Annotated in this window: 11 protein-coding genes; 5 read left to right on the forward strand and 6 right to left on the reverse strand. The window is 58.1% G+C overall.

The features are described from left to right. Window positions 1-31: 31 nt before the first annotated feature. From EV281_RS19585 to EV281_RS19600, 4 genes are read right to left on the reverse strand one after another with little or no spacing between them, the layout of a single operon-like run. Window positions 32-2,242: a polysaccharide biosynthesis tyrosine autokinase gene (locus EV281_RS19585; RefSeq protein ID WP_132655317.1), complete on the reverse strand. Its 2,211-nt coding sequence runs from the start codon at window positions 2,240-2,242 to the stop codon at window positions 32-34. Further along, window positions 2,239-3,369, reverse strand: a complete 1,131-nt coding sequence (locus EV281_RS19590) for a glycosyltransferase family 4 protein (protein ID WP_132655319.1) — start codon at window positions 3,367-3,369, stop codon at window positions 2,239-2,241. The genes EV281_RS19585 and EV281_RS19590 overlap by 4 nt, the downstream gene beginning before the upstream one ends. After that, window positions 3,363-4,463: a glycosyltransferase family 4 protein gene (locus EV281_RS19595; protein ID WP_132655321.1), complete on the reverse strand. Its 1,101-nt coding sequence runs from the start codon at window positions 4,461-4,463 to the stop codon at window positions 3,363-3,365. The genes EV281_RS19590 and EV281_RS19595 overlap by 7 nt, the downstream gene beginning before the upstream one ends. Then, window positions 4,460-5,410: a glycosyltransferase gene (locus tag EV281_RS19600; RefSeq protein ID WP_132655323.1), complete on the reverse strand. Its 951-nt coding sequence runs from the start codon at window positions 5,408-5,410 to the stop codon at window positions 4,460-4,462. The genes EV281_RS19595 and EV281_RS19600 overlap by 4 nt, the downstream gene beginning before the upstream one ends. Window positions 5,411-6,045: 635 nt before the next feature. On the opposite strand from EV281_RS19600, the gene EV281_RS19605 reads away from it, so the two are divergent. Together EV281_RS19605 and EV281_RS19610 are read left to right on the forward strand one after the other, a co-directional pair. Further along, window positions 6,046-7,362: an O-antigen ligase family protein gene (locus EV281_RS19605; protein ID WP_132655325.1), complete on the forward strand. Its 1,317-nt coding sequence runs from the start codon at window positions 6,046-6,048 to the stop codon at window positions 7,360-7,362. Beyond that, window positions 7,359-9,488, forward strand: a complete 2,130-nt coding sequence (locus tag EV281_RS19610; protein WP_132655327.1) for a right-handed parallel beta-helix repeat-containing protein — start codon at window positions 7,359-7,361, stop codon at window positions 9,486-9,488. The genes EV281_RS19605 and EV281_RS19610 overlap by 4 nt, the downstream gene beginning before the upstream one ends. Window positions 9,489-9,596: 108 nt before the next feature. Here EV281_RS19610 and EV281_RS31725 read toward each other — a convergent pair whose 3' ends face one another. Both EV281_RS31725 and EV281_RS31730 read right to left on the reverse strand, forming a co-directional pair. After that, window positions 9,597-9,737, reverse strand: coding sequence for a hypothetical protein (locus EV281_RS31725; protein WP_245508313.1), 141 nt, complete (start codon window positions 9,735-9,737; stop codon window positions 9,597-9,599). 200 nt (window positions 9,738-9,937) lie between these two features. Next, the gene (locus EV281_RS31730; RefSeq protein WP_245508314.1) at window positions 9,938-10,447 is read right to left on the reverse strand and encodes a hypothetical protein; all 510 of its coding nucleotides are present in this window, start codon (window positions 10,445-10,447) and stop codon (window positions 9,938-9,940) included. Between the two features lie 309 nt (window positions 10,448-10,756). Here EV281_RS31730 and EV281_RS19620 point away from each other — a divergent pair, with 309 nt between their 5' ends. Genes EV281_RS19620 through EV281_RS19630 form a run of 3 tightly spaced genes read left to right on the forward strand, consistent with a single transcriptional unit; the run spans window position 10,757 to window position 14,216 of the window. Beyond that, window positions 10,757-11,614: a WecB/TagA/CpsF family glycosyltransferase gene (locus EV281_RS19620; RefSeq protein ID WP_132655329.1), complete on the forward strand. Its 858-nt coding sequence runs from the start codon at window positions 10,757-10,759 to the stop codon at window positions 11,612-11,614. A 14-nt stretch (window positions 11,615-11,628) separates the two neighbouring features. After that, window positions 11,629-13,125: a sugar transferase gene (locus tag EV281_RS19625; protein ID WP_132655331.1), complete on the forward strand. Its 1,497-nt coding sequence runs from the start codon at window positions 11,629-11,631 to the stop codon at window positions 13,123-13,125. 47 nt (window positions 13,126-13,172) lie between these two features. Next, window positions 13,173-14,216, forward strand: coding sequence for a UDP-glucuronic acid decarboxylase family protein (locus EV281_RS19630; protein ID WP_132655333.1), 1,044 nt, complete (start codon window positions 13,173-13,175; stop codon window positions 14,214-14,216). Window positions 14,217-14,220 lie beyond the last annotated feature (4 nt).

The following is a 14,220-nucleotide window of genomic DNA, read 5'->3' on the forward strand; positions in this document are numbered from 1 at the left end:
TTCCTTGGCCATCTGTCGTTTATTCCAGGGTTTAAACCGTCGTTTTGTAGTATTTCATCAACGATCTCGCGAACAACTCGGAATCACCGAACGTATAAAGGGCGTGCTTTCTCGGCTTCACCCCGTTTATCGCGACGGAAATGTCCGGGCTTCGTGAAGAAGCCCTCAGTTGTTGAAGGCAAAAATCGACGGCGCGGCGGCTGGTTTTTGCCCATCTGACAACCATGAGCGTCCTCTCTGCAATTGCGGTCAAATGCACCGTATCGGTGGAGGCAAGCACGGGCGCACTGTCGAAGATCACAACCTGGCCATTTGCCCGGGCCATTTCGATGAGCTCCGCTAGATCGGCCAGACGGGTGTGCCGAAGGTGGCTGGGGTTGCCGGCGGGGATGAAGTCGATACCACTTGGGTGATGATAGATGATGTCGTCGACTTCAGCATGTCCGCTCATGAAATCGTTCAGTCCGCGCTTGAGTCCCGACTTGAAAAGCGAGTCGAGTTTTCCGCGCCGAAGGTCGCAATCAATGAGCAGCACAGGGGTTCCGTTGGCTGCGAGTTCGATGGCCAGAGATCCGGCGACAAGCGATTTGCCCTCGCCGCTATGGGCGGACGTGACGACAATGCTGGCCGGGAGCTTCCCGCCATTGGTTTGTTTGAGTGAAATCATGACGGTACGAATTGCTTCGTCGAACATCCCGCCCTGAATGTGCCCAAAGAGGACCGAAGGATTTCGCCTGGTTGCCCGTTTCAGGCGCGGTATGAAACCGGCAGGTACGAAGCGTCCCATCCCGGCGAGCTGGTCGAAGCTGCGGACAGACTTGTCCATCATCTCGACTGCAAAAGCGACCGTCACGGCGATCGAGGCCGAAGCCACGAGAGCGCCGATCAGATAGAAAAGCCGGCCCCGTCCTTGTGGCGCCAGTGGCACCGCAGCCGGCGACAGAACTTCAACTTCCGCGCCGGGCAGCATGGCTTGCGCCGCAAATACCCGGCGCTGTTCCTCCAGCTTGTCCAGGGCCGTCTGTTCCCTGTCGGCGACGCGCTCCAGCCGCGCCAGCTCGATTTTATCGAGAGTGGAACGAGACCGCAGATTGTAGGCGGTCGTCAGGGCGGAGCGGACTGTGCTGTCTTCACGATCAAGCGCAGCAAGCTTGGCGCGCAGCGATTGAACATAGCGATCGACGGCAGTGCCGAGATCGGCCCGCGATTTGTCAATCTTTGCACGCAGATCGACAACCGGCTGGGCGTCGCTGCCATATATGTCGAGAAGACGTTCGAGATCCTGCTGCTGTGCCCGAAGGTCGCGTTCCATTGCGCTGATACTGTCGGGAATGGAGTCATTCTGCGTGGCAAGCGAGGCGTCGTCGGCCGCCTCCAGGGTGGTGATGATTGCTTTTATATCGACGCGGTCCTGTTCGATTTTTGCCTGCCGGTCGCTCAGTTCCATGATGGATTTGATCTGTTCGCTCTGAGCGTCGTCATTTGGAACGATACCCGTGGCCTTTTGATATTCGTCGGCGGCATTGCGCGCCGCATCGGTGCGAGCCTGCTGCTCCGCTATACGCTGTCGAAGCCACCCTCCTGCGGCGTCCAGACGATTACGAGCGCTCTCTTCGCGCTCTTCCAGGTAAATATCGATCAGACGATTGGGCACTGCAGCCGCCAATTCGGGATCGTACGTATCGAATCCGATTCGGATAACACCACCGGGGCCGTCTCGGACCACCTGGAGCGCCTTGTAATATTCTTCGATAACCGGCTCGAGCTTGTCTTGCGGCGGCCCGGACGGTTTATCGCTGTCAATCAACTGCCGCAGACTTGCCTTGATCTCGGCGGTCAGAGACGGTTGACGCAGTTCCGGATTGAATTCCGGCCGCTCGTCGAGCCGCAGATCGCGAATGACGCGTTCGGCCACGCTCCTGGACCGCAGCCGCTCCGCTTCCGATGCCACGTTCAAGGGATCATTGCCGCTATCGTCGCTGCTCACCGACTTTGCCAGCGGCGCGTGAATCATAAGCCGGGACTCGGCATGATAGCTCGGCTGCATCCCCAGGATCACAATGGTAGCAACGGCCATCATCAGCACCACCAGGCATGCAATCATCATCATCCGGCGGCGGAGCAGCCGCAAACCGGATGCCAAATCGAAATCATCCGATCTCGTCTCTGCCTGAAACTGGGGTTCGTAGTGCATCGTTCTGATGGGAACATTCCGATCTGGCGGGAAAGTTGAGATTGTCATGATGCGCTAACCCTTGCCTGAGGTTGCGTGGAGATGGCCTCGTAAAGTTTTCCGATCGACCTCATGTACGCCATCATACTGAAGTGGTTGAGGTAGTGGGCGCGGCCCTTGATGGAGAGTTGGGCACGCATTTCAGGGTTCGTAACCAGTTCCGCCAGGGCCGCAGCCAGTGCATCCTGGTCCCCGACAGGGACGAAGACGCCGGTTTTGCCGTCGGAGATGACCTCTTCATGCGCTCCAACCCGCGTGGTGACGACGGCAAGACCATGGGCTAGTCCTTCAATGACGGCCATAGCCAGGCCTTCGGCATGTGAGGGCAGGACGAGAATGTCGGCGCGGGCGCACAAGTTCTTGATCTTGTCGGCCCCAAGCCAACCTGGCATCTCCACCAGATCGGACAGCCCCATCGCGGCGGCTTGGCGGCGGTATTCTTCAACCGGTCCATCCCCTGCCAGCACGGCTCGCCATCGTAATTTCCTCATTGTCGGATGGTTGAGCGCCAGCAACAGCTCCGGCACGCCCTTGCGTTCGCTCAAACGGCCGAGAAAGACGATGAGTGGCGTCTGATCAGCGGGAAGCTTGCGCCGTGCGCCGGGATCCGGGACACAATTGTGGACAACGATGACGCGGTGACCGTCTACGCCGAGGAGGGTCGTCAGCGTCACGCGATCGCGCTCGCCAAGCGCCACCACGCAGTCGGCATTTTGAAACATTCGACGGATGAGCGCTTGTTGGCGTGGAGAACGGGCAGCAAAATCGCTGGCGTAATCATAGTCATGCAAGTGCAATATGTGAGAGCAGCCCAGCATACGGGCGGCCTCCGTCAGGATCAGCTTTCGTGACGTGCTGCCTCGACCCGCGACATGGATATGGTGAATACGTGTAGGAGCAACGACCCGATCCCTAGCCATCGTCAGGATGGCGCCCAGCAGACGCAGGGTCGACGTTGCCGCGGACCACCGAGGCCCTCTGGTGTCGGTGACGAAGTGCGTTGCGCCGGCTTGCCTTGCACTGCTGGTTATATAGCCGACCAGCCTGCCGATTCCGCCGCCATTCTCGCAGCCGCCCGGGACATAGTGGCGTACACTTGCCATTTGAGCACTTTCCGCCGACGTCTTCATCAGCATGATCGAACGACCTCGCGATAGACGGCCGCTGCTTGGGCTCCAACCTGTTCGGGTGAGTTCGGTCCTGTGGCCCAGGCAAGCGCGTTTGCGCCGAGATTATTTCTGAGTTCACTGTTCTCGGCCAATGTGCGGATGGCTTTTGCAAGGTCTTCCGCATCTCCGGGCGAGACCACCATTCCGAGCCCATTCGGCTGAACTGTCGTGCGTAACTCACCGACGTCAGTCACGATGACTGGTTTGCCGAAGGCCGCGGCGAGATTGAGCACCCCGCTTTGAGAGGCTTCGGTATAGGGAAGCACAACGATATCCGCATCGAGGAAAAGCTGCGCAACTTCAGCATCTTCGATATAGCGGTTACGGATATCATAGCGATCCGCGTCCCCCATCAGTGGCTTGAACAGCCAGGGATTGTCGCCGCGCCCTGCGACCGTAATGCGCAGGTTCGGAAGCGCATCCTTGAGCATTGCTTCGGCGCGGATCAGATGCTCCAGGCCCTTGTAAGCAAAGATCCGTCCGAAGAGTAGGACGCGCAGAGTGCCGTCGGCTTGGCGTCGCGCCAGATTCTGCTGCCGGGCGAGTTTTGCGTAACGCTGAATGGCGGGGTGCGACAGGACATGGACGCAGTCAGGAGATTTCGAATATCGATCGAGCGCCATCCGCTTCAGCGCTTCACCGTGGACGACGAGGTGTCCGGACTGCCTTGCCATCAATTCCGGCGCCCAGCCGGGCAGGGTGCGGGTATCGGAATCTCCCGGATGTACATCGACATCATGGACCGTCGTTATGAGCGGGATCGGCCGCCAGAACGGAGCGGCAAAGTTCAGCCAGAGAGTGCTATTGCTGAGAAGATGAATAATACTCGGCTTTTCGTGCCGGATGAGCCGGGTCAGCTGATGCAGGAACCAGGGATTGGCGAGCGAACGGTGCCGCGGCCAGTCCAGCAGGTGCAAATCGATTGCCGGATCGAACCAGCACGCCAGATGCGCGTAGCGTCGGCGCGGAACGCCGAGGACGACATCAAGGTGCCGTGCGACGCCGCTGGCGAAGGCGATCGTATAATCTTCCAGTTCGGAAACAAGCAGCAGCGCCTTCATTTCGCTGCCTCCGATAAGCCGATGTCCCGGCCGAACCGAGGGAGATCACGGGCTGAACGGAATGCGTCGCGTGTGCGTCTGAGCAGGTTTGGCTCGCCGGCGAAAAACAGCCCTTCGAAGGCAAGCTTGACGCGAGTAGGCATATCAGCACCGACCAATCCCGTCGACGCCACCCAGTAGGGGTAATGATCCGTCAGGCTCAACCGTGCCGGTATCTCGTGAATTGCAAGAAACCTGTTCGTCGCTTCGACGGTGCGCTGCCAATGGGCCATTCGCCGTCGCAGCATCGCGGCATCGTCGACCGGCCGATACCAGTTGTTGTTGTGGATCCGGTAGAATCCGAGTGCATCCGGCAAGGAAGCAACATCTCCGAGAAACGGATATATCCCCGTGAGCCACGCATCGGCCGAAATGCGGAACTGGTCCGGGATAGGCCCTGCAGCATCCCACGCGCTGCGCCGAACGGAGATGGCTGACGTCAACGGGAAGGGCCACCAGCCGGCCGATCTGGTCAGTCGCGCCGAGAGGTCTCCAGAACAGAGCGTCCGGGGGATCGGCTTGAGAGTTGGCGAGCCATCGATCGCAACCGGCTGAAGTCGGTGATAGACAAGCGATACCGCAGAATCCGACTGGAAGGCAGCGCGGATCGCCGACAATTTGCCCGGAGCCCACCAATCGTCTGCGTCCAGAAAACACAGGATACCGCCGCTGCTGAGCTTTACCGCAGCATTGATCGCGGCTGCCTGTCCCGAATTTTCCTGGAAGAGTAGCTTCACCCTATCGTCATAGGCTTCCAGTACGGAACGCGATTCGTCGCTCGATCCGTCATCGACGATGATGATTTCGACGTTGGGCACATCCTGACTCAGGACACTGTCAATCGCCCGTCCGACGAAACGACCATAGTTGTAATTGTTGATGAGAACGCTGATGCCGGACTGCTCCATGACGCCCTCAAGCGGCTTGCAGCACGGCAAGGCGGTGCAGCAGCATGGTCCTGATATTGTGTGGAAGGCCAGCCCCGCCGTTGCCTCCAGTACCTGAGGCCTCGCGGATGGCTATATCAGATGCGTCTAAGCCCCCGATCTGCTTTCGGGGTAGGGACGGTGAGGCAGGCGTTGACGCCGCCGCGACCGGTGAAGCTCTCGTCGTGGAGCATGCCGAACCAGGATCATAACGCGAAACCATAGCAATCCCAACCTTCTAAGCATCGCTTGCGGACTGCAGCCTGTCGTCGGAACCGCTCAATTCGTCAAAAGCTCGCGGCGCGCGACGTGGCGTGCTTTGCTGTCTGCACCTTTGCAAGCTACCGGCGAATGGACATGGGTAACATCTGCTCTTATGGGCAATCCCGTAGGCTTAGGGCTCATCTTTTGGGGTAGGTTCCAGTCGCCCGCTTAATCGCAAGCACGTCCTTTGGAGGTGGGTGCCGGCATTCGACGTAGCCGCGCCGTCATTTGCGTGCGTTGACTGCGCGGATATTTGGATGGTTGTTCTTGAGTGTAGCAGCGTAGCTGTGAAAGGAGATGCACGCCTTTCCAGACTGCAGCCGCTCCTTTGATCAGCTCGGCCAGGACCGACAATGAGCATATACGGTCTTAGAATGACAAGCGGGCCGACCATCAGTTGGCGAAGCATAGAATGCTGGGGCGCCGGTACATGCTTGTTCCTGCAGACAGGCGCGCTTTTTCCGCTTTTACTGTCAGATCCGGATGGAGCGTTGAGCGATCACTCCAAGTCGCTGCTGCGCCTCGTTAGTCTGCCCGTATATGCATTTACAGTACTGATCCTGACAAAAAATTTACCGCTGTTCCTCATGGCGTTGAGGCGCAATCTACTGCTCCCCCTGATGCTCATGCTGCCGTTTTTGTCCATCTTATGGTCAATCAGTCCATCCTTGAGTCTGCGGCGCGCCGTCGGCCTTTTGTTTACCATGCTTCTTGCCTACGTGCTGGCAATGCGCTTTACGCCGAGACAGCTGCTTTTGCTCGTCTTTGCGACTTTGGGAACGTGTATCGTACTGAGCCTGGCGATGTTCGCGGTGGCGCCTCATCTTGCCCGTATGCCCATGGACAGCGAGATGCGAGGCATCTTCATCAACAAGAACAGCCTCGGCTGGTATTCGTGCATCATGATCCTGGCGGCGACCGTCGTGCTGATCGACGGGACTCTCGGCTTGCGGCGGACCGCTTTTATCCTGCTGGCCGCGAGCGGGATTTGTCTTGTTGCTTCGGGATCGATGACCGCGACAATCGCGACCGCCTCGGCATTCGGCCTGATCGGATTCTATTCGGCCCTGCAGAGAAGCAGCGGCATCGGCCGCATCGTCCTCGTGCTGCTGTTCGTTCAGCTAGCGGCGGGCCTTCTTATCTCGCTTCACGAGTTCCTGGTTCCGTTCCTCGAAGCGCTCGGCAAGGACGCTACCTTGACGGGCCGCGTTCCGTTGTGGGAGCTGGTCGACCGCCAGATTGCCAGCCACCTGATGTTCGGCTTCGGCTATCAGGCGTTTTGGACGGAAGCTAACCCTGGAGCATGGTCCATCTGGTCCGAAGTTCTGTGGATGGCGCCTCACGCCCATAATGGCTACCGCGATGCGATGCTCAGTTTCGGCATCATCGGCACGACCTTCTTTGTCCTGCTGCTTTTGCGCGCAGTCCACCAGGGCGCGATTCTTCAGTGCCGTAATCCGCAATATGGCTGGCTCTGGCTCAATGTCTTCACCGTGATGGTCCTGGTGATGAACCTGACCGAGAGCATTTTTCTAGTCCAGAATGACGCCATTTTCATTCTGTTCAGCACAGCTATCATCATGTTCTCGCTATATGTGCCCGCCGTTTCAGCTGAGGTCGACCAAGGATGGCGAATGCCCATCACAAGGCCGGATCCATCAATCCCATGAGACCTTGTTTCACGCTGTCCTGTTGCGTACTGCTTACAGCGCTCTCTCCGCGTTTGGGCAATTCGGCGCCGGTGAGTTCGGACGCGGTTGCGCCCGACATCATGCATAAGACAATCCAGGCAGCGACCTGCGCCGAGGCCGCGCCAGGCGCATTATCGGACGAACTCAAGGGGATTCTCGGTGGCGATGGGGGGACCGGCACGGCCGCGGGACGCGCGATATTCTATGTGTCGCCCGTCGGCAACGACACTTGGAGCGGTCGTCATCCCGAGCCAAATAAGGAAGGTACAGACGGTCCCTTCGCTAGCATCGAGCGGGCGCGCGACGTTGCGCGGGCGGCGGGCGCCCAGAGCACGATCGCCATGGAGGGTGGAGATTACTATCTCGCCCGCCCCATTGTCTTCGATACCAGAGACAAGGGCCTGGTTATCACGGCGAGATGCGACCAGACACCCATCTTGCACGGCGGTCGGCTTGTGAATAACTGGGTGTTACAGGCTGCCGGACGCTGGACGGCGCCACTGCGCTTGCCGCCGGGCGAAGCCGTCGGCGATCTCTTCGTCAACGGGGTTCGCCAGACCCTGGCCCGCTTTCCGAACGCTCCTTCCGATGGAGATCCTCGCAAGGGATGGCTGTTTGCCGCCAAATGCAAGCCGGCGATTGACCAATGGGAAGGCAATACGCGCTTTTGCTATCATGCCGGCGACATCCCGACGCTCGAAGGCGCATCAGGGCTCGTCGTCAACATCGTCGGTGGTTTCAAGCCTGGAAGCCAATGGGGCAGCGATACATTGCCGGTCGTTTCGATCGACGCTGCAACGCGGACCGTTCAAACCAAGGGCACCAGCTATTTCTTCACCGCAGAAGGCAGCCGCTATTTCCTGACAGGAGCGGCCTTTCTCGATGCACCTGGGGAATGGCGCTACAATGTTGCAGCAGGCCAGCTCGACTATATCCCTGCCGAGGGGTTCTCGCCTAATTCGACCGCTGTGGCCGGTGTGCTGCCGACATTCTTTCGGCTGGAGGGTGCCGATGACATGGTCGTATCAGGACTCCAGTTTCGTGATGGAGCGCCCGAAGGCAGCGGTAAATTCTATACCGACACCAGAGGGTTCGGCGCTATACGACTTGAACACGCCAACGGTGTCAGGCTGCTCGGCAATCTCGTCGAAAATGTCGGCGTCGGCATCCATGTAACTGAGAGCAGCGACGTTCTGATTGCCGGCAATGTGATCGGAGATATCGCCGGCAACGGCATCTATGTCGGCACCACCTATGGCAGTTTCGGTAAATCGAACGGTGTCAGAATTCTGTCGAACCATATACATGACATCGGAAAGGTCTACTTCGAGACGGCGGGCATATGGTTCCAGGCAGGCGACGGTATCCGGATCGCCAACAACCTGATCGAAAATACCGCACAATTCGGGATCGCCGGCGGCTCCCTTTGGGGCAGCCAGGACGCAGTCCACGACGCGATCATCGAACACAATATCGTGCGTAATGCCAATCAGCAGACGGCCGATGGTGGCGCCATCAAGATGATGGGAGAGCAGGCCGACCTCCTAAATAGCATCATCCGCTACAATCTCGTCACCGGGACAGGGCATCTCATGAACAGGGCCGATGGCACTTTCTGGCCTCGGGGATACGAAAATATCAATGAATGGCCGTCTCCGATCAGCTGGGCGATTTATACTGATGGCAAGGCGAGCGGTGTGCGCATCGAAGGAAACACTCTTTCCGGCAACGTCTGTGCGATCGGCATCAACGGCGGCTGGAATAACCTGGTGACAGGAAACACCATCTCAAACGGCTCGGGTGCGGCCTTCCGCGTGGACGATGGCACTGGTTGGGGATGGCATCCACCGTGGGCCGCCCCAAACCGGATAGAGGACAATATCATCTCGATCGATAGCAGCAACGGGGTCGCAGCCTTCATCTACGCGCCTAACCACGGGACTGAATCCGTGCAGTTCGCGCGCAACCGCTACAGCGGCAATCTGAACAACAAGAGCTTTCGGATCGATCCGCCGATCATGCGGTGGGGTGCGTTTGGCAGCCTGGTCGATCTACAGAGAGCTGGTGCGGACAAGGACAGTGTTTTCACTCGTCCCAATGATTGATAGCGCCGAGATGACCGGTAATGGAGCCGCATGACCTGGGGTGCGCGCGGCATGCGGTAACGGCGACGATGCGCTCTTTCCTGCTCAGCGAAAACCGCAGCCGGCGGTTCAATGCAATACGGAGGCCCCGATAATGGGCGGGACAATGTTGTTGACTGCGAGCTGCATCAATACGTTTGCGCTGAGCGTGCCCCGAACGTCGGGATGGCGATGGCGGCCTTCTTCGGCATAGGAATAGGTCTCAGGCATTCTGCTGAACCATCGAATGATTGATCGCGCTGAAGTGAAAGCGCGCTGAACATCCAGGCGAAACCACGGTCCGGCCCGCTCACATAGTTTGAGCAGGCTCCTGTCAACAGGTGTCGGCATTTGCTGGCATGTTCGATACGCACGTCGAAAATGATAGCATCGCTCGCGTGCGCCAAGACTCTTCGCCGGCAAGCTTTGGGTCAGGCCCTTGAGATGGGATCGGGTCGAACCTTCAATGTCGCGCGCGAATTTTCGCCCTGGTCCTGCAGGTAAAACGCGATCTTATAGACCCTGAAACTCTTGTCCGAGAAAATACTTCCATCAGCACAGCGAGGATGGTGAGGGACGTCATTATGCGATGACGATGTCGTGTTGATCATGAGATCGCATTCACCTGTAAGAACCACATCGAGCGGTTGCGTAATTTCCTTGCGGCGATCGAGGATCGTGCTCGAAGTTAAAAGCTTAGCGACCTCCTCTACGACATACATCGCATGAAGCTGGAATTTTCCGCCATAGGGATAACAGCCACCAGATCTCAGATACTGTTTGGCAACCCGCCGCAATCCTTCCACCTGCTCGGGCGTCAGGACATCCCTGATGACGGTATAGCCATCAGAGCTCAAATCCTTCTGCAGTTGGTTGGCAGTACCAGGCACCTCTGGAGGCTCTCCGGTAGGTACCGGCAATTCGCCTGCTGAACTCGCCATTGCCTCTCTTTAGGCTTTATCGCCGGGCTCAAACCTCCCCAGCTTTTGTCGCGCTAAAAGAACTGTCTGCTGTGGCCCAGTGAGGGTCAAAACAGCCCTTTTCGGGGTAACGCTTATCCAAAAGATCAATGGGGCATACCCGGCGGATACGTTCTTACTTCCAATATTGTAATGCATTTCTATGCGCGACGCAGAAATGTGAAGTGTTTCTACGCCCAATAGCTGGATGTGAAAGTCTAGAGGCAGGCGCCTTGCCAGCATATTCTGTCAACCGTTCAGTTGGCAAAAGCCGTAGGTAAAGCGTAGGTCATGAGAAATTCACCAGCAGACAGAAACCAAACTCCAGACCTTTATCCAAAGGGGACCCTGGAGTGGACGAATGTCCTTGGTGTTCGAGTTTCGGCAGTCAATCTCAAAAGCGCGACCGGACTGATTGAAAAGGCGATTGAAGACGGCAGGAAAGAATATGTCTGCGTTCGCGACGCGCACGGTGTCGTGCGGTGTCAGAAAGACTCGGAGCTTCGGTCCATACACAATCGTGCATTCCTCGTAACCCCCGACGGTATGCCGTTGGTATGGGCGCTGAAGCGCGCTGGCCATGTGGAAAGCGACAGGGTCTACGGACCGGATCTAATGTTGGCTGTTTTCGAAGCCGGTAGATCCAAGGGCTTGCGTCACTTCCTTTATGGCGCGACGGCCGAGACGCTGGATCAGCTGCAGGCTCGGCTTATCGCAAAATTCCCGGAAGCACGGATAGTCGACTCCTACGCGCCGCCTTTTCGAGAACTCTCGCTGCAAGAGGAAAGGGATATTGCTGACCGGATCAATCGGTCAGGCGCGGATATCATTTGGGTCGGACTGAGCAGTCCCAAACAGGAGCTTTGGATGGCGCGCATGCGCGATCATCTGGAAGCTTCGGTTCTCATCGGAGTGGGCGCTGCCTTCGACTTTCATGCCGGCCTCAAACGCCAGGCTCCAAGGGTCATTCAAAGAAGCGGCTTCGAATGGGCGTTTCGCCTTCTATGTGAGCCGCGACGGTTGTGGCGGCGCTATGCGCTCGTCGTGCCGACCTTCATCTCACTGACTGTCTTTCAGAGGCTGGGGCTTCGGACGTTTCCGATCGAGGACTCTGTTTCTGGATCGGGTGCGTCAGGACAAAGGCCGTAGAGGAGTAAACCACCATGTCCTTACTTGCGCCGTCAGCAATGACATCGGGTCCGTCGAAGGTCGCCACCACAAATGACGCGGCATCGCGGGCAGCTTCGGCAAGCTCTGTTCCACCCATAACAGTTGTTAGGACAGCCGATCCCCTGAGGAAGTCAGAGCTGAATATGCCGCTTGCGCTCCGGCGCCGATTTCCTCGACTTGCAACATCGTCACTCTTGGTTGCCGGCGACGTTGCGGCCTATCTGATTGTCTATCTTGCTCTCCTTTCCATCCTTCCCGATGGTTCGGCGGGCACGATATTGGAACGTGCTTTCGCCCTCGCAGCATTGGCGACGATCGTTCTCTATGCATCGGCCGGCCTCTATCCCGGGTATCGGCTTCATGACCACGAACACCTGCGGCGCCGCACGATAGCCGCCTTCAAGGTGGCTGTCCTCGCGGCGCTCGGAGCAATTCTTCTGCCGGAAGGGGGGCGACTGCTGCTTTCCGTCATCGGTTTCCTCGGCCTCGGGCTGATTGTTCAGCCTGTTACGCATTGGCTCGCACGAGGCCTGTGCCGGAGACTTGGAATTTGGGGGGAGCGGGCGGTGATCATAGGCGGCCGCAATCTTACCCCTACGCTCACGGCGCATTTCAAGGATCATTGGCAGTACGGCATAAGGCCAGAACCCTTTTTCCCCGATGCGTCGGAAACATCACCTGACAGCGCACCATCCATTGCCCTGATTGCCGGTGACACAGGCTCGCTTATCGCCGATCTGGCGGCAATGCGCCAAAAGTTCGCCGAAGTCATTCTCCTGTCCGATACGCCGAACCTCAAGATAAACGGGTTGCGACCTGCCGATGTCGGCGGAGAGATCGGTATTCGTGTCGCCTCCAGCGGGAGCTCGGCAAGCTCGGACCTGATCCGTCGGGTCATCGATCTCGCAATCGCCATCCCAGCAACGATCGTGATCGCACCCTTCATTATGGTTGCCGCAGCCGCGATCTACGCCATCGATCCAGGGCCCGTCTTCTTCAGGCACACGAGGGAGGGTCTGTCCGGCAAGCCCGTGCACGTCCTGAAACTGCGAACGATGTATAGAGATGCAGAACAGCGCCTCGAGGCATTGTTCCGGGAAAACCCTGCTATGCGCGTCGAGTGGCTGACGCACTTCAAGCTCAAAGAGGATCCACGCGTCTTGCCTGTGATCGGGCATCTGCTTCGCTCGACGAGTTTCGACGAACTCCCGCAGCTGGTGAACATCATTGCAGGGGAAATGGCCTTCGTCGGACCGCGGCCGTTCCCGGAGTATCACCTCCTGGCGATGGACAGTGAGTTTCGAAACAAGCGCCGCTCTGTAACGCCGGGACTGACCGGTCTCTGGCAGATATCCGAACGCAGCAGCGCGGATCTCGAACTGCAGCAGCAACTCGACGAGTTCTATATCGACAATCGGTCCCTGTGGTTCGATTGGCACATTCTTCTCAGCACAATCCCTGCGGTCTTCAAACGCAGGGGAGCCTACTGACCTGACCCCTCGCTCTGCGAGGCAAACATCAACAACGGAGCATTTCAATGCACGGACACAAGCGAATTATGGTTACGGGCGGCACCGGATTCCTGGGATCGTTCCTGTGCGAGCGACTTTTGCGAGAAGGCAATGACGTCCTCTGCGTGGACAATTATTACACCGGTTCGCGCGACAACGTGTTGCATCTTCTTGATGATCCTCGCTTTGAGATCCTTCGCCACGACATTACCTTCCCGCTTTATGTAGAGGTTGATGAGATCTACAACCTCGCCTGCCCGGCATCTCCAGTCCATTATCAGTTCGATCCCGTTCAGACGATCAAGACCAATGTGCACGGGGCCATCAACATGCTCGGTCTTGCCAAACGCACCAAGGCGAAGATTTTCCAGGCTTCCACGAGCGAGGTTTACGGCGACCCGGCAGTCCATCCTCAACCCGAGGAGTATCGAGGCAGCGTCAATCCGATCGGTCCCCGTGCCTGCTACGACGAAGGCAAGCGGTGCGCCGAAACACTGTTCTTCGATTACCACCGCCAATATGGCGTGGAAATTCGCGTAGCGCGAATTTTCAACACCTACGGGCCGCGCATGCAGACCAATGACGGCCGCGTCGTCTCCAACTTCATCGTTCAGGCGCTTCAAAACGAGCCGATCACCATCTTCGGGAATGGCACGCAGACGCGCTCCTTCTGCTATGTGGACGATCTGATCGAGGGCTTCATCCGCCTGATGGGCGCGCCGGCCGGGGTTACCGGACCGATCAATCTCGGCAATCCAGGCGAGTTCCAGGTTCGGGAGCTGGCCGAAATGGTCATAGAAATGACGGGGTCGAGGTCAGGCATTGTCTTTAAGCCTCTGCCGGTCGACGATCCGACGCAGCGTAAACCTGACATCAGCCGCGCAAAGCAAGAACTGGGCTGGCAGCCGACGGTGAGCCTGCGTGAGGGGCTTGAGAGAACGATCGCCTATTTCGAGTGGAAGCTCTCCGGGGGATCGCGGAACATGCCTGGCGTCAGGCCTGCGCAAACGGCTTATACGCATCTGCCTATTCCGGCGATCGGCCTTCCTGTTTCGGAAGCGACGCGATAGGAAC

The sequence above is a fragment of the Rhizobium sp. BK418 genome (assembly GCF_004341105.1).
GTDB lineage: Bacteria > Pseudomonadota > Alphaproteobacteria > Rhizobiales > Rhizobiaceae > Rhizobium.

Coding starts and splice junctions, on each gene's coding strand:
- EV281_RS19605 (WP_132655325.1), top strand. CDS start 6,046: ATGAGCATATACGGTCTTAGAATGACAAGCGGGCCGACCATCAGTTGG.
- EV281_RS19590 (WP_132655319.1), bottom strand. CDS start 3,369: ATGCTGATGAAGACGTCGGCGGAAAGTGCTCAAATGGCAAGTGTACGC.
- EV281_RS19610 (WP_132655327.1), top strand. CDS start 7,359: ATGAGACCTTGTTTCACGCTGTCCTGTTGCGTACTGCTTACAGCGCTC.
- EV281_RS19630 (WP_132655333.1), top strand. CDS start 13,173: ATGCACGGACACAAGCGAATTATGGTTACGGGCGGCACCGGATTCCTG.
- EV281_RS19625 (WP_132655331.1), top strand. CDS start 11,629: ATGTCCTTACTTGCGCCGTCAGCAATGACATCGGGTCCGTCGAAGGTC.
- EV281_RS31730 (WP_245508314.1), bottom strand. CDS start 10,447: ATGGCGAGTTCAGCAGGCGAATTGCCGGTACCTACCGGAGAGCCTCCA.
- EV281_RS19585 (WP_132655317.1), bottom strand. CDS start 2,242: ATGACAATCTCAACTTTCCCGCCAGATCGGAATGTTCCCATCAGAACG.
- EV281_RS19600 (WP_132655323.1), bottom strand. CDS start 5,410: ATGGAGCAGTCCGGCATCAGCGTTCTCATCAACAATTACAACTATGGT.
- EV281_RS19620 (WP_132655329.1), top strand. CDS start 10,757: ATGAGAAATTCACCAGCAGACAGAAACCAAACTCCAGACCTTTATCCA.
- EV281_RS31725 (WP_245508313.1), bottom strand. CDS start 9,737: ATGCCTGAGACCTATTCCTATGCCGAAGAAGGCCGCCATCGCCATCCC.
- EV281_RS19595 (WP_132655321.1), bottom strand. CDS start 4,463: ATGAAGGCGCTGCTGCTTGTTTCCGAACTGGAAGATTATACGATCGCC.